The organism is Pseudomonas sp. J380 (assembly GCF_009827115.1).
In the GTDB taxonomy this organism is placed as follows: domain Bacteria; phylum Pseudomonadota; class Gammaproteobacteria; order Pseudomonadales; family Pseudomonadaceae; genus Aquipseudomonas; species Aquipseudomonas paracarnis.
The window spans coordinates 1,930,108-1,949,539 of sequence record NZ_CP043060.1 but is presented as its reverse complement, the minus strand read 5'-3'; the positions used below and the strand labels follow the sequence as shown (position 1 = coordinate 1,949,539).

Genomic DNA, 19,432 nt, shown 5'->3' with positions numbered 1-19,432 from the left:
ACGTCCAAGAGACCCGCTGCAGGTGGATGCAGTACTTTTGGAAGGAACCCTGGCATGAATATCCGCAGTTTGAATATCGCCCCTCGCGCCGGCCTGGGCTTTGGTGTGCTGGCGTTGATGGTGTTCGTCTTGGGCGGCTTTGCCCTGTTGCAGATGGCCAATATGCGCCAGCAGTCGGACCAGGTGGAGACCAACTGGCTGCCCAGCGTGATGGCGGTAGGGGAGATGAACCAAGATGTGTTGCGCATTCGGGCGCTGACGTTGCGCTTGCTGGTCAACCGCGACCCCCAGGCGGTGGCGCAGAACGAGCAGAAAATTGCCGAGATAAAAACCGGTTTGCACCACGCTGAAGGCGTGTACGAGGCATTGATCGTCTTGCCTGAGGAGCGCGTGCTGTTTGATCGCTTCAAGGTCGAGGAGCAGCAGTACCTGCAACGCCAGGAGCAGGTGGTGGGCTTATCCAAGGCCAATCGGCTGGAGGAAGCCATTGCGGTGGTCAATGGCGAAATGAATCAGATGGCTGACCAGATGGCCGTGACGCTGCGTGAGTTGGTCAATCTGAACAAGTCCAGCGCCAACGAGGCCGCCCGGCTGGCACAGCAGGTGTTCAGCCAGTCGCGGGTCTGGGTGATGACCATGATTGGCGTCACGGCGTTGGTCACGATTGGCCTGGCGGTGTGGCTGACACGCAGCATCGTGCTGCCGCTGGCACAGTCGTTGAAAGTGGCCCAGGGCGTTGCCAGTGGCGACTTGACGGGCGACATCAGGCTCAGTGGCAGCGACGAGCCGGCGCGCTTGCAACAGGCGCTCAAGCGCATGCAGGAGAGCTTGCGCGACACTATCCGGCGCATATCAGAATCGTCGAACCAATTGGCGTCGGCTTCCGAAGAGCTCAGTTGCGTCACCGAGGATGCGACCCGTGGTTTGCACCAGCAGAACCAGGAAATCGAACAGGCGGCCACGGCAGTCAATCAGATGACGGTGGCGGTGGAGGAGGTGGCGAGCAATGCGGTGGCCACGTCCCAGGCATCTCGCGAATCCGACCGGATTGCCCAGCAAGGGCGTGAGCAGGTGCAGCAGACGGTGGTGTCGATTGAAGCCCTCGCGACCGATGTGACCGCCAATGTGACCCAGGTCGAAGCGCTGGCGCAAAAGGTCTATGGCATCAGCACAGTGCTGGATGTGATTCGCTCGATTGCCGAGCAAACCAACTTGCTGGCACTGAACGCGGCGATTGAAGCGGCGCGAGCGGGGGATGCCGGGCGCGGGTTTGCGGTGGTAGCCGATGAGGTGCGGGCCTTGGCCCATCGCACGCAACAGTCGACCCAGGAAATCGAGCAGATGATCAGCGGGATTCAGCAGGGCACCGACCAGGCTGTCAGCTCGATGCAGCAGAGCAATACTCGGGCGCGCTCCACACTGGATATCGCCAAATCGGCGGGCATGGCCCTGGAAGAGATTGCCTCGGCATTCACCTTGATCAACGAACGCAACCTGGTGATCGCCAGTGCCTCGGAGCAGCAGGCGGCGGTGGCGCGGGAGGTGGATCGTAACTTGATGAATATCCGGGACCTCGCGCACCAGACATCGACCGGGGCCAACCAGACCAGTGCAGCGAGTCAGGAGTTGTCGCGGTTGGCGGTGGATCTGAATTCGATGGTGGCGCGGTTTTCGGTGTAGGGCGGGGAACCGGGGCGGCCCAGCCGCAGGCAAGCCAGCTCCCACACTGGACCGTATTCCTTCAGGATGAACGCGGTCGAACGTGGGAGCTGGCTTGCCTGTGATGAAGGCGACGCGGTTTCAAATCAAACGCAAAAAAAAAGCCCCGAACCAGTCGGGGCTTTTTCGTGTGATCAACCTGCGAGCTTACTTGCCCTGCCAGCGCTTGAGTACCAAGGTGGCATTGGTGCCACCAAAACCAAAGCTGTTGCTCATCACGGTGTCGATCTTGGCGTTTTCAACGGTCTTGGTCAGGATTGGCATATCGGCCACAACCGGATCAATCTCGTCGATGTTGGCCGAGCCGGCCATGAAGTTGCCTTCCATCATCAGCAGGCAATAGATCGCTTCGTGAACGCCAGCGGCGCCCAGGGAGTGACCCGACAGGCTCTTGGTGGAGCTGATTTTCGGAGCCTTGTCGCCAAATACCGCACGCACGCCTTCCATTTCCTTGGCATCGCCGACCGGGGTCGAGGTGCCGTGGGTGTTCAGGTAGTCGATTGGGGTGTCGACGGTGGACATTGCCATCTGCATGCAGCGGATGGCGCCTTCACCGCTTGGCGCAACCATGTCGTAGCCGTCGGACGTCGCGCCGTAGCCAACGATTTCCGCGTAGATCTTCGCGCCACGGGCCAGGGCGTGTTCCAGCTCCTCGACCACCACCATGCCACCACCACCGGCGATGACGAAACCGTCACGCTTGGCGTCGTAAGCGCGGGAGGCTTTTTCTGGGGTTTCGTTGTACTGGGTGGACAATGCGCCCATGGCGTCGAACAGGAACGACTGGCTCCAATGCTCTTCTTCACCGCCGCCGGCAAATACGATGTCCTGCTTGCCCAGTTGGATCTGCTCAACGGCAGTCCCGATGCAGTGGGCGCTGGTGGCGCATGCGGAGGAGATCGAGTAGTTCACGCCCTTGATCTGGAATGGCGTAGCCAGGCAGGCGGAAACGGTGCTGCCCATGGTCCGCGTGACACGATAAGGGCCGACGCGCTTCACGCCTTTTTCGCGCAGGATGTCCAGCGCTTCCATTTGGTTGAGGGTCGATGCGCCGCCGGAGCCGGCGATCAGGCCGGTGCGTACGTTCGAAACCTGGTCTTCGCTCAGGCCGGAGTCGGCGATCGCGTCTTTCATGGCCAGGTAGGCGTAGGCGGCAGCGTGGCCGACGAAGCGATAGATCTTGCGATCGATCAGTTCTTCGAGGGGCAGGTCAATGGAGCCGGAAACCTGGCTACGCAGACCCATTTCGGCATATTCCGGGTTGAAGCGGATGCCAGGGCGACTTGCACGCAGGTTAGCGGTGACGGTCTCTTTGTCATTGCCCAGGCAAGAAACGATGCCCAGACCAGTGATAACGACGCGGCGCATGCGGATAACCCTTAAAAGTTGTCAGTGGAAGTGAATACGCCGACCCGAAGGCCTTCGGCAGTATAGATCTCGCGACCGTCGACAGTCACCGAACCGTCGGCGATGGCCAGGTTCAGCTTGCCCTTGAGGACGCGCTTGATTTGAATGTTGTAGGTGACTTTCTTGGCGCTCGGCAGTACCTGGCCAAAGAACTTCACTTCGCCCGAACCCAGGGCGCGACCGCGGCCCGGCAGGCCTTGCCAGCCCAGGTAGAAGCCAACCAGTTGCCACATGGCGTCAAGGCCCAGGCAACCTGGCATCACAGGGTCGCCTTCGAAGTGGCAAGCGAAGAACCACAGGTCAGGGGTGATATCCAGCTCGGCGACCAATTCACCTTTGCCGTACTTGCCACCCTCTTCGCTGATATCGGTGATGCGATCCACCATCAGCATGTTCGGGGCGGGCAGTTGCGCGTTACCTGGGCCGAACAGCTCACCGCGACTGCAGCGCAGCAGGTCTTCCCGAGTAAAGGCGTTTTGTTTGGTCATGCGAGCTCCTCAATAATCCCATGCGGCAGGGTAGGGCAAATCTTCCCGAACCGAATGAAGCGTTCATGCCTCATAGCGGCAGCCTACACATAGACTATTGCGTTGTAGTGAAAGTCACAGCGGCAAGGCACTGAATGTACACTTGTTCACTGAAATTTTAAACCGGGCCTGTTTATCAGCCCGTTCGGGTGCCTAAGACTGCCGCACTTTCGTCTTTCACGCCAGTCGCAGTTGGCTGATGGCGCGGCGCTATTGCACCCAGCGCTGCAGGATTTGCTGCAAATCCGTGCGTTTGAACGGCTTGGCCAGGTAATCGTTCATTCCGGCTGCCAGGCAGGCTTCGCGATCGCCCTGCAAGGCGTTGGCCGTCAGGGCGATGATCGGCAGATCGGCGCAACCGGGCAGTTGGCGAATCTGCCGTGTGGCTTCGTAGCCGTCGATCAAGGGCAGGCGACAATCCATCAGGATAGCGGTGAAAATCAGGCTCTCGGCGCTGCGGATCGCCTCGGCGCCGTCCGTGGCCAGGCTGACTTCAAAACCCAGGCTGCGCAGCATCGCTTCGACCACGGTGCGGTTGACCGGGTTGTCCTCTACCAACAGCACGTGGCGCCCATCGCCGGCGCTGGCTTTGCCAAGCGCGTCAGGTGCGGTGACCGGGGCATGCTGCTGGTCAATGGCCAGCGGAATCTCCAAGGTGAACACTGAACCTCGACCTTCTTCGCTCTGGGCGCGCAAGGTGCCACCCATACGTTCGGCCAGGGTGCGCGCAATCGGCAGGCCCAGGCCCGTGCCACCGTAACGCCTGGAAATGGAGCTGTCTGCCTGCTGGAATGCATCGAACATCAAATCCAGGCGTTCGGCGGAAATACCGATACCGCTGTCGCGTACGGTGCAGGTGAACCACACCAACTCATGGTCCAGGGTTTGCCAGTGGGGCTCCACGGTCACGCTGCCATGTTCGGTAAATTTCAATGCATTGCCGATCAGGTTCACCAGAATCTGGCGGATCCGCGTCGGGTCGCCGCGCACACGCAGAGCCTCCATGCCCATGGGAATGGGCAGTTCCAGGCTCAGCCCGCGCTGCTGGGCGCTGTGCTGGAAAGCCTGGGCGCAGCTGTTGATCAGATCGGCCAGGTTGAACGGAATATGTTCCAGTTCCAGGGCGGCGCGTTCAATGCGTGAAAAATCGAGGATGTCATTGATCACCTTGAGCAAATGCTCGGTGGACTCGCACGCCAGCGCCGCGTACTCGGTCTGCTCCTCGGTCATCTCCGTGGTTTCCAGCAGTTGCAGCATGCCCAGCACGCCATTCATGGGCGTGCGCAGTTCGTGGCTCATCATCGCCAGAAAATCCGACTTGGCGTTGTTCGCCCGCTCGGCTTCTTCACGGGTCTGGATCAACTGCGCCATGGCTTGTTGCTGTTCGCGACTGGCCTGTTGAAGGCCCTCGGCCAGGTTGTTGATATGCCGCGAGAGGTCGCCCAATTCCGAGTCATCGACGATGGGCAGTGGCGTCTTGTAATCGCCTTGCTGGATGGCCTTGACCGCGTGCCCCATGGCGCTGATCGGCTGTGACAGGCTGGCCGACAAGCGTCGCGCCAGCAGGAAGGTAAACAGCAGGGCAAACAGCGCCAGGACCCCTGCCTTGAACAGGATTTCCTGCTGGCGCTGGCTGAAAGCGTCGTTGGACATACCCACAATCACTCGCCCCAGGTAGTCCGCGCGGGGTGCCTTGGGTTCGCTGAGGTTGTCCTGGAAAAAGTCATTGTTGAGCTGGATGTGTTGCAGGCGGATCGGTGCCTGGAACACCTTCACCGACAGCGAACGGTCATGCCGCTCGGACGGCTGCTCCACATACACCAAGATGTTCTCGGCGCTGTCCTGGATCTCCAGGAAGCGCACATGGGGTGTGGCCAAGGTCGCACGCAGCAGGGTTTCAAGCACATCGTTGTTGCCGGAAATCACGCCGTACTCAGTGGCAGGCGCCAGCTGGTTGGCGATCAATTGACCGGTGTGGTCCAGCTCCTGGCGCAAGTCCTGGATGCGCACGAAGGTGAAGAAGGTGATGAGCAGCAGGGTCAACAGCAGCGCGGGGCCCAGGGTAATGAGCTGGGTGCGGGTGTTGATATCCCAACGACGGCGCAAGGTCATGGGCGTTGTTCTCCTTCGGCCAGGCGGGCGGCAACGGCGATTTCATCGACCTGTTCGATGCCCAGTGAGCGCGCGACTTGTGGGTTGCCCACGACTTTGAAGTACTGCGGGTAGAGCGTGCTGGGCCAACTGGCCGGCGGCTGGTCCAGCAGTCGGTCCAGTACCGCGAGCCAGTCGGATTGATCGCTGTAGGTGCTGGCCAGGCTGCCGGCCCGCACAAACCCAGCGTTGGGCCCCACCAACGGCAGTTGTTGGGCGTAGCTGCTCAGCAACAGGTTTTTTACGGTCTTGGGGTTGTACAGCTGCGGATCGTCGAGGCCCAGTAGCACGTCGCTGTTTTTGAACAGGGTTTGCAGCGGGCGACTGTCGCTGGTGTTGTCCCATGGCTGGGGCATGATTTCCAGGCCCATGGGTTTGGCGAACTGGATCAGTTCGCGCAGCAGGAATTCGCTATCGACGCCGTACAGCACGCCGACGCGCCGGGCCTGGGGCAGGATATTGGCGATCAGACGCAACTGACGTTCCAGCGGCGGGTCGCTCCATAGCAGACTGATTTTTGCCGGGTGCGAGTTGCCCAGGCGTTGTCGGGCCTGCAGGCGGCTGATGCGCAGCACAAGGGTTGGTGGCCCCTGAGCATCCTGCAGGCGCCAGTCCAGACCCGGCAGGTCAAGGAGAATCAGGCGTGTGCTGGCAGGCAGGTGACTGGGCGCTGGCAACTGCTTGAGTGGCGTGAAGCTGACCTGGTCTTCGGGGCGTTGTTGGGCAAGGGCCTGGGTAAAAGCGCGCACGCCGGCGCTGTCTTCGGCGGCCGTCAGCAGAATGTCGGCACTCCACGCCGGCGCTGTCAGCAACAGGCAGGCGAGCAGCAGGCCGCGGCGCCAAAACCGTGAAACCAACAAGAGGGTCATCCGTGACTGGTCGGCCATGTCAGAAGTCCAGCTCGGCGCTGAAGTAGAGAACGTGGCGATGGTCGTAGTTGTTGTCGGCCCAGGTGGTGGGCTGGTCATCCAGGCGTTGCTGCAACATGCCCGCCAGCTCCACATTGGCTTTGCCTACGGCAATGCGCTTGGCCACCCGCAGGTCGACCCGCTGGAAGCGATATTGGTTGAGTGCGTCGTCGCCATAGTAGAACAAGGCGCTGGACCAACCCTGGCCCCACTCACGCAGCCAACCGGCCGAGCCACTGTTACGCGCGGTTTGCGCTTTGTCCAGCGGGTTGCTGGAGGTGGCGTCTACATAAGCATAGGTCAGGCGCAGGCGGTCGGCGTCACTCACGCGCCAGTCGAACTGCGACTCGGCACCGCTAAAACGCGAGCTGTTGGCGTTGCTGGCGATGTATTGGTTGTTGCGCAGCGGCGAGCTGATCATGTCGGTGATTTCGTCATAGAACAGCTTCACGTCGACATTCAGCCCCAGCTCGGCAAAGAAGCCGTTGTAGCCCAGTTCGCGCGAACGCATCAACTCTTTGTCGAGGTTGCCAGGGCCGCGCGTCACGACAAAATATTGACCGGCGTTTTGCCCGTAGGTCGGGGAGCTGAGATTGGTGACGCGGTAGCTCCAATTGACGTTGTTCTCGAACATGTCCGGCGAGCGGATTGCCTCGGAGTACACCGCGCGCAAGCCGTGGCGAGGATTGATCAGGTAATTGACCGCCACACGCGGCGTGAGCGAGTTGCCGCTCAGGTGGGTGTCTTCGTACATGGCGCCACCTTGCAGCAGCCAGTGCTCGCTGGCGCGCCATTCCAGGTGGCCGAACAGGCGCCAGGTGGTGTCGTCCAGGGTGCCATTGAAGTAGGTTTCGGAGTCGGCGCGGTCATAGCGGTAATTCATACCGCTGACCAGGCGCAGGCTGTCGGAGAGGCTGAGCGTGTCCTGGATCTCCACGTCGTAGCGGCTTTCGCGGGTGCTTTGGTCGATATCGCCGCACACGCTTTGGTTGGCACCGTTGCGCCACTGGTCCAGCACCTGGTTGGCCAAGGCCTGTTCGGCGGCGTTACCCGGTGGGGCGGAGCCTTGGCTGTAGGTGTCCATGTGCCGTGCCAGCAATTCGGCATAGTTGGGGTTGAGCTGCCATAACTGGGTCAGTTCAGGGCTGAACGAGGCCTTGGCGTCACAGGCTTTCCAGATTTGCTTGCGGTCCCATTGCTGTGCCGAGCCCTGGATATACAGGCTGTGGTCGGGGTTGAAGTCGAAGTTCCAGCGCAGGGAGCCTGCGTAGTCCTTGGCGGTGACATCGGAATTGGTGCCGCCTTCGGTAATTCCGGCAAACACCGGGGTGTAGGTATAAGGGCGCTGGTTGGTGCCTTCCTTGACGTTCAGTTGCCAATCGAGACTTTGTTGCGCGTTCAAGGCCTGGCTCACCGCCAGGCTGAAACGGTTGAGACGACGCCCGTCACGGCGGTCGGCGCCGACCGCGTCGCTGTCAAAACCATTGTCCTGTTGCCCGGACAGAGACAAGCGCAAATCGCCGGTCTCCCAGCCCACACCCTGGCTGGCATAGAAGTCATTGATGCCACGCTCGCCACGGATGACCTTTACCCGCGAGCCGTGGCTGTTGGCTGGCGAGCGGGTGAGGATATTCACCACCGCCATCAGCGCATTGGCACCGTAGCTGACGGTGTTGGGGCCGCGAAAGACCTCGATGCGCTCGATGTCCTCCATGGCCACTGGGATATCGCTCCAATCCACCGTGGCCAGGCCGGCGCGGTAGACCGAGCGACCGTCGATCAGCACCTGCATGCGCCGTGCGTCACTGGCGCTGGTGCCATGGTAATTCACCGACGCCTGGTTGCCGCTGGTGTAGCCGACCATCATCCCCGGGACCAGCCGCAGCAGTTCCGAGATGTCCCGGGCACCGCTGGCCTTGATCAGCTCACTGTCGATCACCGTCATGCTGCCGGGCACGGCGGCGGCCGATTGCTTGAGACGCGTGGCGGTCAAGACCTGCGGCAGCGGCTGGCTGTCGAGGAACAGATCGTCGGCCTGCGCGCAGGTAGCGCACAACAGCACCAACAACAATGATGAGCGAGGAGGAGGGCCCAGATACACGGCACGGCCTTGTTAATTGCGGATAGCCGCCCATGTTAACCGAGGTGCGGCTGTTTGCCAGTCGTCGGACTTGCATTTACTTCGCACGCCTCTGGCATTTTCTGACTCGCGCGAATTGATACGGGGGCTGGCCGCAAGCGGGGCGCCCCGTATAATGCCGCCATCGCCACTGGTATGGATTAACGGATTGCATATGACTGAACAGCGCCCTATTGCGGTCCTGGGAGGCGGAAGTTTTGGTACCGCCGTGGCTAACCTGCTGGCCGAGAACGGTCACGCGGTGCGCCAGTGGATGCGCGACCCCGAGCAGGCCGAAGCCATTCGCGTGCATCGCGAAAACCCTCGTTACCTTAAAGGTATCAAGATTCATCCCGCCGTCGAGCCGGTGACCGACCTGCTGGAAACCCTCACGGCCTGCGACTTGTGCTTTGTCGCGCTGCCTTCCAGCGCCTTGCGCTCGGTACTGGCGCCACACGCCGAACGCTTGGCCGGCAAGTTACTGGTCAGTCTGACCAAGGGCATCGAAGCCCACACCTTCAAGTTGATGAGTGAAATCCTCACCGAAATCGCCCCTCAGGCGCGCATTGGCGTGCTGTCCGGGCCAAACCTTGCTCGGGAAGTCGCCGAGCACGCGTTGACCGCCACCGTGGTCGCCAGTGAGGACGAGGCTTTGTGCGAGCGCGTCCAGGCCGTGTTGCACGGCCGTACTTTCCGGGTCTACGCCAGCGGCGATCGCTTCGGCGTCGAATTGGGCGGGGCCTTGAAAAACGTCTACGCGATCATTGCTGGCATGGCCGTGGCCCTGGGCATGGGCGAAAACACCAAGAGCATGCTGATTACCCGCGCACTGGCCGAGATGACACGTTTTGCTGTGAACCAGGGCGCCAACCCGATGACCTTCCTCGGCCTGGCGGGCGTAGGGGACTTGATCGTCACCTGTTCTTCGCCCAAAAGCCGCAACTACCAGGTCGGGTTCGCCTTGGGCCAAGGGCTGAGCCTGGAGGAAGCGGTGACGCGTCTGGGCGAAGTGGCCGAGGGGGTCAACACCCTCAAGGTCTTGAAGGCCAAGGCCCAGGAAGTGGGCGTGTACATGCCGCTGGTCGCCGGCCTGCATGCGATCCTGTTCGAAGGGCGCACCCTGAACCAGGTCATCGAGTTGCTGATGCGGGCCGAGCCCAAGACCGATGTCGACTTTATTTCCACCAGTGGTTTCAACTGAGGAACGCGTCATGAACGATCCCAAAGCTGCCCCCCCATACGAGTCGATTGTCTTGCGCATTCTGTGGATGCTGGTGTTTGCGCTGGTGTGGCAGGTAGCCCAATTCCTGCTCGGTGCGCTGGTGGTGGTGCAATTGGTTTACCGGCTGATCTACGGCGCACCGAACCTGGGCCTGATGAACTTTGGCGACAGCCTCAGCCAGTTCCTGGCGCAGATTGGCCGCTTCGGCAGCTTCCACACCGAGCAAAAGCCCTGGCCGTTCGCCGATTGGCCAACCCCACGCGCCCCCGAAGGCGAAGCGGCCCACAGCGTACCGCCGGCACCGCACCCGGTGCGTGATGAAGAGCCGAAGCTATGAAAGTATGGATTCTGCGTCACGGCGAGGCCCAAGCGCATGCGCGCACGGACGCCGAGCGCAACCTTACCGAGCATGGGCGTGCTGAAGTATTGCGCAGTGCTGCGCACCTGATTGACCAGCCCTTGGGCGCCATCATTGCCAGCCCTTATGTTAGGGCGCAGCAGACGGCGCAGTTGGTGCGCGATGTGCTGGGGTTTGAGCCTGAGATCTGCACGGTGCCGTGGTTGACGCCCGATGGGGATGTCCAGCGAGTGCTGGAGAAACTCGACACCGACGACGACGTGCTGTTGGTTAGCCACCAACCGCTGGTGGGTAGCCTGATCAGTTTTCTGCAGCATGGGCATCAGCGCCAGCCACAGCCGATGTACACGGCCAGCCTGGCGGAGCTTGAGGGTGACTTTCCGTTGGCTGGCTTGATGAGTCTGGTGGATGTGAAGAATCCTTAGGCATCGTGCGACGCTGTGGCGAGAGAGCTTGCTCCCGCGACGGCCTGCCAGCCGGCGCCTATCTCGCTGACGCCCCGCGATCCAATTGTGGGAGCTGGCTTGCCTGCGATGACGGCCTGCCAGCCGACGCTATCTCGCTGACGCCCCGCGATCCAATTGTGGGAGCTGGCTTGCCTGCGAAGGCGGCCTGCCAGCCGACGCCTATCTCGCTGACACCCCAACGATTCCACTGTGGGAGCGGGCTTGCTCGCGAAGACGGCCTCACAGTCGACACCGTTATACCGAGTACATATCCATTCCTGCGGTAACGGCCACTTAGGGTTCCGCCCTGAACGGCGGGTCACTTTGGCAAAGCCGGAATGCCGGCCCAGCCCAAAGTAACCAAAGGGCTCTTGCCCCACCACTCGGCACCTCGCCCAGGCTCGGTGTGCCCGTAATCCGCCAGTGATTTGGGGGGGCGCCTAAGATCAAGAGCAGATCAAGAGCGTCTCGCTTCGCATCGTGGTTAGCGGCAGGCCGTTTCCTTCTCCTGTGCTATACAGTCAACCAAGCAAGTGCTTGGTTGGCTGTATCTCGGATCACAAAGGAGCGCGTCCCATGCCTGTCGCTTTTCGTTTGCCGTTGCAGGTCTTCTTCGAGCGTGAAGCGCGGCACCCGCGCAAAGTCTTCCTCGTTCAGCCCATCGGCGGCGGTGAGGTGCAGGCCCTCACCTGGGGCGAGGTCGGCCACCAGGCTCGTTGCGCCGCGCACTGGCTGCGCGCGCGGGAGTTGCCCCAGGGCTCGCATATTGCCTTGATTTCAAAAAACTGCGCCCACTGGATCATCGCCGACCTGGCGATCTGGATGGCTGGGCATGTGTCGGTGCCGCTTTATCCCAACCTCACCGCGGACTCAGTCGCCCATGTGCTGGCTCACTCGCAGGCGCGGTTGGCGCTGATCGGCAAGCTGGATGATTGGTCGGCGATGGCGCCTGGCGTTCCTGTGGGTGTGCCGACTATCAGTCTGCCGCTGTGCCCTCCTGAAGAGACTTTCGATTTCAGTTGGGCGGACCTGCAAGCCTGTTCACCGATCCAGGACAACCCGCTACCGGATGCCGCCAGCCTGGCCACTATCATCTACACCTCCGGTACGACCGGCCTGCCTAAAGGGGTGATGCACAGTTTCGGCGCCTTGGGGTTTGCTGCCTCGGGCGGTACTGAGCTGTTTGGCCTGGGGGAGGGCGACCGGTTGCTGTCGTACCTGCCGCTGTGCCATGTGGCGGAGCGGATGTTTGTAGAAATGGCGTCGATCTATACCGGGCAAACCGTTTTTTTCGCCGAGAGCCTGGAAACCTTCCTCACCGATCTGCGCAGGGCGCGGCCGACGGCCTTGTTTGGCGTGCCGCGCATCTGGACCAAATTCCAACTGGGCGTCTACGCCAAAATCCCGGAAAAACGCCTCGATACCCTGTTACGCCTGCCTTTTATCGGCAAACGCGTCGGCCATAAAATTCTCGCCGGCCTGGGGCTGGATGCGCTGCGCATCGCCCTGTCCGGCGCCGCGCCGGTGCCCGAGGCGTTGCTGCGTTGGTATCAGCGCCTGGGCATGGATGTGCTGGAGGTGTACGGCATGACCGAAAACTGCGGCTATTCCCATGTGTGTCGCCCAGGTGGGCAAACGCTCGGTTGGATCGGCCAGCCCTGCCCAGGCGTGCAAGTGCGTATCGACCCGTCAGGCGAAGTGCAGGTACACAGTGGCGCGACCATGTTGGGCTACTTCAAGGACCCGCAGAAAACCGCGGATACGCTCACCGCAGATGGCTTCCTGCGGACGGGTGACAAGGGCGAGCAGGACGCGGACGGTCGCCTGCGCCTGACCGGACGTCTCAAGGAAATCTTCAAGACCAGCAAAGGCAAATACGTAGCCCCGGCGCCGATTGAAAACCGCCTGGCCGAACATGCACGTATTGAACAGGTGTGTGTGGTCGGCGAGGGGCTCAGTGCGCCGATAGGGCTGTGCGTGTTGTCGGCACCCGGCGAGGACCGCCAATCCCTCGGCGGTGGTCTTGAACGCTGGCTGGCACAGGTGAACGCAGGCCTGGACAAGCACGAACGCATGGGGCAATTGGTGGTGGTGAAAGACCAATGGGCGGTGGAAAACGGTTTTCTCACGCCGACCTTGAAGATCAAACGCAACGTGATCGAGTCGACGTACGGGCCGCAATTGCAAGCATGGAGCGCACGCGCCGAAACCGTTTTGTGGCAGGATTAGGGCCGTAATAAAACCAACAAGGACAACCGTATGAGCCTGTGGCGTACCCAACCGAATATCGAACACCTCAACGCGATCCAGAAAAACACCATCGGTGAAATGCTGGATATTCGTTTCGAAAGCTTCGACGACGAATCCCTTACCGCCAGCATGGTGGTCGACCACCGCACCCATCAGCCCTACGGCCTGCTGCACGGCGGCGCCTCGGTGGTGCTGGCCGAAAGTGTCGGCTCCATGGCCGCCTACTTGTGCATTGATGCAAGCAAGTTCTATTGCGTGGGCCTGGAGGTCAACGCCAACCACCTGCGCGGCGTGCGCAGCGGCCGGGTAACTGCGGTGGCCAAGGCTATTCATATCGGGCGCACTACCCAGGTGTGGGACATCCGCCTGAGCAGCGACGAGGGCAAGGCCAGTTGTGTCTCGCGCCTGACCATGGCCGTGGTGCCGCTGGGTGAACAACCGCCGGCGCGATAGGCGTGGCGTGAGTGTCATCATTCCTGGCAGTTACAGTCATTGCTGTAGGGGCCGGGCATGGTGACAATCCCCCTCTGTTTTTGTTGATGGAACCTGTATGTCGCAGCACGTGTTTTTTACCCACGCCAATGGCTTCCCTTCGGCCACCTACGGCAAGCTGTTTGCCGCCCTGGCCCCGGAATATGCGGTGGCCCATCTGCCGCAGCACGGTCACGACCCCAGGTTCCCGGTGGATGATAACTGGCAAAACCTGGTGGACGAGCTGATCCATCATCTGGAGCAGCAGCCAGAGCCGGTATGGGGCGTGGGCCATTCCCTGGGTGGCGTGCTGCATTTACACGCGGCCATGCGCTGCCCGCAGCTGTACCGGGGCGTGGTGATGCTGGATTCGCCGGTGCTCACCCGCGCAGACCGCTGGGTGATCCGCGCTGCCAAGCGCTTTGGTTTTATCGACCGACTCACCCCGGCTGGGCGCACGCTTGGCCGGCGCGAAGAATTCACCGACCTGGACACCGCGCGCAGCTATTTCGCCGGCAAGACCCTGTTCCGTGGCTTTGACCCCGATTGCTTTGACGCGTACCTGCAACATGGCCTGCAGCAAGTGGGCGATCGCCTGCGCCTGCGGTTCGACCCAGCCACCGAAATCAGCATCTATCGCGGCGTGCCCCACACCAGCCCGGGCCAGGTGCGCCAGTTGAAGGTGCCGCTGGCCGTGGTGCGTGGCCGCCAGAGCCGGGTGGTGATGCGTCACCATGCCAGCGGTGTTGACCGCTTGCCCATGGGCGAAATGCTCACCATGCCCGGCGGCCATATGTTTCCCCTCGAACGCCCTCAGGACACTGCTGCCTTGATCAAGACCCTGTTCGCCCGCTGGCAGGCCCGTGAGCGCAGTTGCGCATGAGTACGCCCGTCGAAGAGGTACGCCTGAGCCTGCCGCACATCGAACTGGCCGCGCATCTGTTCGGGCCCGAGGACGGCCTGCCGGTAATTGCCCTCCATGGTTGGCTGGACAACGCCAACAGCTTTGCGCGCCTGGCGCCCAAGCTGCGAGGGTTGCGCATCGTCGCCCTGGACATGGCGGGGCATGGGCATTCGGCGCATCGCCCGGCTGGCGCCGGTTATGCCTTGTGGGATTACGTCTATGACGTGCTGCAGGTGGCTGAGCAACTGGGCTGGAAACGTTTTGCATTACTTGGCCACTCCCTGGGCGCCATCGTCTCTCTGGTATTGGCCGGGGCCTTGCCGGAGCGGGTGACACACCTGGGCCTGATTGACGGCGTGATCCCACCGACCGCCAGTGGCGAGAACGCGGCCGAGCGCCTGGGCATGGCGTTGCAGGCGCAATTGAGCCTGCAGGACAAGCGCAAGCCGGTCTACAACAGCCTTGATCGAGCGGTCGAGGCGCGGATGAAAGGCGTGGTCGCGGTCAGCCGTGAAGCAGCGCAGCTCCTGGCCCAGCGCGGTTTGATGCCCGTACCAGGCGGTTACACCTGGCGCAGCGATAGCCGCCTGACCCTGGCGTCGCCGATGCGCCTGACCGACGAACAAGCCATGGCTTTCGTGCGAAGGGTAGGGTGCCCTACCCAGTTGGTGGTCGCGGCTGACGGCATGCTGGCGAAACATTCCGAATTGCTTTCTCAGCTACCCTTCACGGTTACCACGCTGCCAGGCGGCCATCATTTACACCTGAATGACGAGCCCGGTGCGGCTCTTGTTGCAGACTGTTTCAATCGGTTCTTCTCCACGCCTTGACTTGGCGGGGTCAACTGCCGAGGCTGGGCGGATTGAAAGGGAGTCAACCATGAACACACTCGATATCGCTGTGACCAACATTGGCCAGGGCTCACTGATCCGATGAGCCTGGGTAAAGGATGTATCCGTGCCCTGGGCCTTTGTTGTTTCAGCCCCCTGGTATTTGCCGCCGATCTGCCCGGCAGCCAGGATCTACCGGCGGTAGCCCGTCAGGTTGATGCGCAAATCGTCGATTACCGCCCCGCTGAAGACAAGGAACGCATTTACCCCATGGGCGCGATCCGCAAGATCAGCGGCCAGTTGCGTTATGAAGGCCAGGCCATCGCACGCGGCCCAGCCACTGCAATCACCTATGAATTGCCCGCCGAACACAGCTCCAGCGCCGCCTTTACCGCAACGCGCGAAGCTTTGCAGGCCAAGGGTGCGCAGTTGTTGTTCTGGTGCAAGGCCCGCGATTGTGGCGAAAGCAGCCTGTGGGCCAACGAAGTGTTTGGCAACGCCAAGCTGGTGGGCGCCGACGGCCAACAGGAATACCTGCTGCTACGCCTGGCCGCCCCGCAGGACAATTCCCTGGTCGCGCTGTACGGGATCACACGTGGTAACCGCCGCGCCTACCTGCATGTGGAGCAACTCGACGCCAGCGCGCCCTTGGGCGAACTGCTGCCCACCTCGGCCACCCTGCTGCGTGAACTCAAAAGTACCGGCGAGCTGGATTTTCCCGCGCTGGGCGCCGAGCCTGACGACACCTGGCTGACCTTGATATCCCGAGCCTTGAACCTCGACACCACCCTGCGCGTGAGCCTGAGCGGGCCGCAGGCCGAGGCCTGGCGCCAGGCGCTGGTGGAGAAGGGCGTGCGCACCGCCCGTCTGGAAACCGGCACCGGTGAAACCCAAGGGCTGCATCTGCATCTGATACGCTAAGCACCACAGGGCGAACGGACCCGTGCCGTTCGCCTAAGCTCTCTTCCTACAGCCTTCTTTTCGAGATACCCGATGCTCAATAACGATCGCCTGCTGGTGCAAATCCTGCTGCTGGTGCTGTTTGGTGCCAGCTTCTGGGTCATGGCGCCGTTCTGGTCGGCGCTGTTCTGGGGCGCGGTGCTGGCATTTGCCAGCTGGCCGCTGATGCGTTTGCTCACCCGTTGGCTCGGCGGCCGAGAGTCCCTGGCCGCTGGCATCCTGACGTTGGGGTGGATGTTGCTGGTGGCGGTGCCATTGGTATGGCTTGGGTTCAACCTGGCTGACCATGTGCGTGATGCGGTGGCTCTCATCAAGGACATCCAGGTCGACGGCTTGCCCGAGGCGCCGACCTGGTTGGGGTCGATCCCCTTCGTAGGCGAGCGCCTGGTGGCGACCTGGGACAGCATTGATCAACAAGGCGCGGCGCTGATGGTGAGCATCAAGCCGTACCTGGGCCAGGTCGGCAATTGGTTGTTGGCGCGCAGTGCGCAAATTGGCGGCGGCATTCTTGAGCTGACCCTGAGCCTGGTCTTCGTATTCTTTTTCTACCGTGACGGGCCGCGCCTGGCGATGTTTGTGCACCGCCTGTTGGAGCGCCTGATTGGCGAGCGCGCTGGCTATTACATCGAACTGGTGGCCGGCACGGTGCAGCGGGTGGTCAATGGTGTGATCGGCACCGCTGCGGCCCAGGCGCTGCTGGCCCTGATCGGCTTTCTGATCGCTGGCGTACCGGGCGCGCTGGTGCTGGGTATCGTGACTTTCCTGCTCAGCCTTATTCCCATGGGGCCGCCGCTGGTGTGGATTCCGGCTACGGCGTGGCTGGCTTGGAAGGGCGATTACACCTACGCGGTATTTCTGGGCGTATGGGGCACATTCGTGATCAGCGGCGTGGATAACGTGCTCAAGCCGTACCTGATCAGCCGTGGCGGCAACCTGCCGTTGGTGATTGTGCTGTTGGGTGTGTTTGGTGGGTTGATAGCGTTCGGCTTTATCGGCCTGTTTATTGGCCCGACGTTGCTGGCGGTGGCCTACAGCCTGTTGACAGACTGGAGCGCGAGCCAGGCGCAAGTGCGTCGTGAAGACAAACCGTGTAACTGATCGGTGACTACATAACTGGCCTTCTGTAGGAGCGAGCTTGCTCGCGAAAAACGTCAACGATAACGCGTGCGTCCTGAATAAACGCGGCGCCTGTGCGTTTTTCGCGAGCAAGCTCGCTCCTACATTTTTGGCCTCCCACAGGTGCAGGTCGTGCGACTGCCTTCTTAAACCCTCGGCAACCACATCACCGCCGTCAACCCACCGCCCGGTGTATCTTCCAGGCTCAGGTGGCCGCCGAGTCGCTCGACGGCCTCCCTGGCAATGGTCATTCCTAAACCGACCCCTCCGGAATTGCGGTTGCGCGAACCCTCCAGGCGAAAGAACGGCTCGAACACCGCTTCGCGCTTATCGGCGGCGATTCCCGGGCCGTGGTCGATCACCCGTATCACCAGGGCGCCACGGCTGTCAGCCAGTTCTACCCGGGCGGTGCCGGCATAGCGCAGGGCGTTGTCGATCAAATTGTTCAGGCATGAACGCAGGGCCATCGGCTGTACCTGCAACGGAGTACAGGTGCCGGAAAATTTCACGTCGCGGCCTTGGTCCTGAGCGTTTTCACTCAGGGATTCCACCAATGCCTGTACGTCGAGCCAATGTCGTGTCTCGCTGGTGCGCTGTTCGTGCAGGTAGCTCAAGGTGGCATCCAGCATGCCGATCATGTCGTCCAGGTCTTGGCGCATCTGACCTTGCAACTTGGGGTCTTCGATCTGTTCCAGGCGCAGCTTGAGGCGCGAGAGGGGGGTGCGCAGGTCATGGGAGACCGCGCCGAGCATGCGGGCGCGCTGGCTGACTTGTTCGCGGATGCGCTTTTGCATCAGGTTGAAGGTCGAGGCCGCCTGGCGCGCTTCGCGAGGGCCGGATTCCTCCAGGGGCGGGCTGTCGAGGTCGACGCTCATGCGCTCGGCCGCCGCGCTCAGGCGCTGGATCGGCCGGCTCAGCAGTTTGGCGCCGTACCAGGCGGCGATGATCAGCGAGATAAATTGAAATGTCAGGGGTACCACCGGGCCGCCAAACCAGGGGCGAGGCGCCTTGCGCAAGGGCGTGAGACTGCCGTCCGGTTGTTCGACGAACGCCGCGCGGGGCGGTGGTGGTGGGCCGTAGTGGTGGAACCAGAAGAACGCCAGCACGTGGGCCAGCACAATCGCCACCAGCAACAGGCCGAACAGTCGCCCGAACAGCGTATTGAAGGGCGCGCGCATCAACCGATATCCCGGGCGTCGAACAGGTAGCCTTCGCCGCGTACGGTCTTGATCAGTTGCGGAGCCTTGGGGTCATCCCCCAGCTTCTGACGCAGGCGCGACACCAGCAAGTCGATGCTGCGATCAAAGGCCTCGATAGAGCGCCCACGGGCCGCGTCCAACAGCTGTTCGCGGCTCAGCACACGGCGCGGGCGTTCGATGAACACCCACAACAAACGAAACTCGGCGTTGGACAGCGGCACCACCAGGCCATCATCGGCCACCAACTGGCGCAGCACGCTGTTCAGGCGCCAATTGTCGAAACGGATATTGGCCCGCTGTTCGGTGCGGTCATCACGCACCCGGCGCAGGATTGTCTGGATACGCGCGACCAGTTCCCGGGGTTCGAACGGCTTGGACATATAGTCGTCTGCCCCCAGTTCCAGGCCGATGATGCGGTCGGTGGGTTCGCAGCGGGCAGTGAGCATCAGGATCGGAATGTCCGACTCGGCGCGCAGCCAGCGGCACAATGTCAGCCCGTCTTCGCCCGGCAGCATCAGGTCGAGCACCACCACATCGAAGGTCTCCGCTTGCATGGCTTGGCGCATGGCGGTGCCGTCGGTGACGCCTGAGGCGAGAATATTGAAGCGTGCCAGGTAGTCGATCAGCAGTTCGCGGATCGGCACGTCGTCGTCGACAATCAGCGCGCGGGTGTTCCAGCGCTTGTCTTCGGCGATCACCGCGTCTTTTGGCGCTTCGTTTACAGGGTCGCAAGGGGTATGCATAGCGAGGTCATCTGCCTGGTTGTGGCTGTCAGCATAGGCGCCCAGTTCCAGGGCTGGAAGTGCTGGGCGGGCGGTCATGTGCGCGAGGCTAGCGGGACGGCG

Annotated in this window: 17 protein-coding genes; 10 read left to right on the top strand and 7 right to left on the bottom strand. The window is 61.9% G+C overall.

Annotated elements, in window-relative coordinates; genetic code table 11:
- Positions 1-54 precede the first annotated feature (54 nt).
- Positions 55-1,680 carry a methyl-accepting chemotaxis protein gene (locus FXO12_RS08620; protein WP_060772677.1) on the top strand — a complete coding sequence of 542 codons (1,626 nt, stop codon included), beginning with the start codon at positions 55-57 and terminating at the stop codon, positions 1,678-1,680.
- Positions 1,681-1,866: 186 nt separating this feature from the next.
- Here the strand turns inward: FXO12_RS08620 and fabB are convergent, their stop codons facing one another.
- From fabB to FXO12_RS08595, 5 genes are all read right to left on the bottom strand, one after another.
- Complete coding sequence (gene fabB / locus FXO12_RS08615; protein ID WP_003190033.1) at positions 1,867-3,087, bottom strand: beta-ketoacyl-ACP synthase I; 1,221 nt, start codon at positions 3,085-3,087, stop codon at positions 1,867-1,869.
- A gap of 11 nt (positions 3,088-3,098) precedes the next feature.
- On the bottom strand, positions 3,099-3,614 hold the full coding sequence (fabA, locus tag FXO12_RS08610) for a 3-hydroxyacyl-[acyl-carrier-protein] dehydratase FabA (protein WP_057976718.1): 516 nt from the start codon (positions 3,612-3,614) through the stop codon (positions 3,099-3,101).
- A 249-nt stretch (positions 3,615-3,863) separates the two neighbouring features.
- Positions 3,864-5,765, bottom strand: a complete 1,902-nt coding sequence (locus FXO12_RS08605) for an ATP-binding protein (RefSeq protein ID WP_054899022.1) — start codon at positions 5,763-5,765, stop codon at positions 3,864-3,866.
- Complete coding sequence (locus FXO12_RS08600) at positions 5,762-6,691, bottom strand: ABC transporter substrate-binding protein (protein ID WP_054899023.1); 930 nt, start codon at positions 6,689-6,691, stop codon at positions 5,762-5,764. Before FXO12_RS08600 ends, FXO12_RS08605 begins: the two co-directional genes overlap by 4 nt.
- A gap of 1 nt (position 6,692) precedes the next feature.
- Positions 6,693-8,813, bottom strand: a complete 2,121-nt coding sequence (locus tag FXO12_RS08595; RefSeq protein WP_082631547.1) for a TonB-dependent siderophore receptor — start codon at positions 8,811-8,813, stop codon at positions 6,693-6,695.
- Positions 8,814-9,006: 193 nt separating this feature from the next.
- On the opposite strand from FXO12_RS08595, the gene FXO12_RS08590 reads away from it, so the two are divergent.
- From FXO12_RS08590 to FXO12_RS08550, 9 genes are all read left to right on the top strand, one after another.
- Entirely contained in the window at positions 9,007-10,032 is a 1,026-nt protein-coding gene (locus tag FXO12_RS08590; RefSeq protein ID WP_034127205.1) for an NAD(P)H-dependent glycerol-3-phosphate dehydrogenase, read from the top strand.
- Positions 10,033-10,042: 10 nt separating this feature from the next.
- Positions 10,043-10,390: a DUF4389 domain-containing protein gene (locus FXO12_RS08585; protein WP_054899024.1), complete on the top strand. Its 348-nt coding sequence runs from the start codon at positions 10,043-10,045 to the stop codon at positions 10,388-10,390.
- Positions 10,387-10,836, top strand: coding sequence for a phosphohistidine phosphatase SixA (sixA, locus tag FXO12_RS08580; RefSeq protein ID WP_054920063.1), 450 nt, complete (start codon positions 10,387-10,389; stop codon positions 10,834-10,836). The genes FXO12_RS08585 and sixA overlap by 4 nt, the downstream gene beginning before the upstream one ends.
- 597 nt (positions 10,837-11,433) lie before the next feature.
- Positions 11,434-13,086 carry an AMP-binding protein gene (locus FXO12_RS08575; protein WP_057976721.1) on the top strand — a complete coding sequence of 551 codons (1,653 nt, stop codon included), beginning with the start codon at positions 11,434-11,436 and terminating at the stop codon, positions 13,084-13,086.
- 30 nt (positions 13,087-13,116) lie between these two features.
- Positions 13,117-13,560: a hotdog fold thioesterase gene (locus tag FXO12_RS08570; RefSeq protein ID WP_014717751.1), complete on the top strand. Its 444-nt coding sequence runs from the start codon at positions 13,117-13,119 to the stop codon at positions 13,558-13,560.
- Between the two features lie 97 nt (positions 13,561-13,657).
- Positions 13,658-14,461: an alpha/beta fold hydrolase gene (locus FXO12_RS08565; RefSeq protein ID WP_057976723.1), complete on the top strand. Its 804-nt coding sequence runs from the start codon at positions 13,658-13,660 to the stop codon at positions 14,459-14,461.
- Positions 14,458-15,312 carry an alpha/beta hydrolase gene (locus FXO12_RS08560; RefSeq protein ID WP_054920059.1) on the top strand — a complete coding sequence of 285 codons (855 nt, stop codon included), beginning with the start codon at positions 14,458-14,460 and terminating at the stop codon, positions 15,310-15,312. The genes FXO12_RS08565 and FXO12_RS08560 overlap by 4 nt, the downstream gene beginning before the upstream one ends.
- A 102-nt stretch (positions 15,313-15,414) precedes the next feature.
- Positions 15,415-16,233, top strand: a complete 819-nt coding sequence (locus FXO12_RS08555) for a DUF4892 domain-containing protein (protein ID WP_054920057.1) — start codon at positions 15,415-15,417, stop codon at positions 16,231-16,233.
- A 72-nt stretch (positions 16,234-16,305) separates the two neighbouring features.
- The gene (locus FXO12_RS08550; protein ID WP_003190063.1) at positions 16,306-17,370 is read left to right on the top strand and encodes an AI-2E family transporter; all 1,065 of its coding nucleotides are present in this window, start codon (positions 16,306-16,308) and stop codon (positions 17,368-17,370) included.
- 164 nt (positions 17,371-17,534) lie between these two features.
- Here the strand turns inward: FXO12_RS08550 and FXO12_RS08545 are convergent, their stop codons facing one another.
- Positions 17,535-18,566 carry a HAMP domain-containing sensor histidine kinase gene (locus tag FXO12_RS08545; RefSeq protein WP_060772675.1) on the bottom strand — a complete coding sequence of 344 codons (1,032 nt, stop codon included), beginning with the start codon at positions 18,564-18,566 and terminating at the stop codon, positions 17,535-17,537.
- Positions 18,566-19,330 carry a response regulator gene (locus FXO12_RS08540; RefSeq protein ID WP_034127268.1) on the bottom strand — a complete coding sequence of 255 codons (765 nt, stop codon included), beginning with the start codon at positions 19,328-19,330 and terminating at the stop codon, positions 18,566-18,568. Before FXO12_RS08540 ends, FXO12_RS08545 begins: the two co-directional genes overlap by 1 nt.
- Between the last annotated feature and the right edge of the window lie 102 nt (positions 19,331-19,432).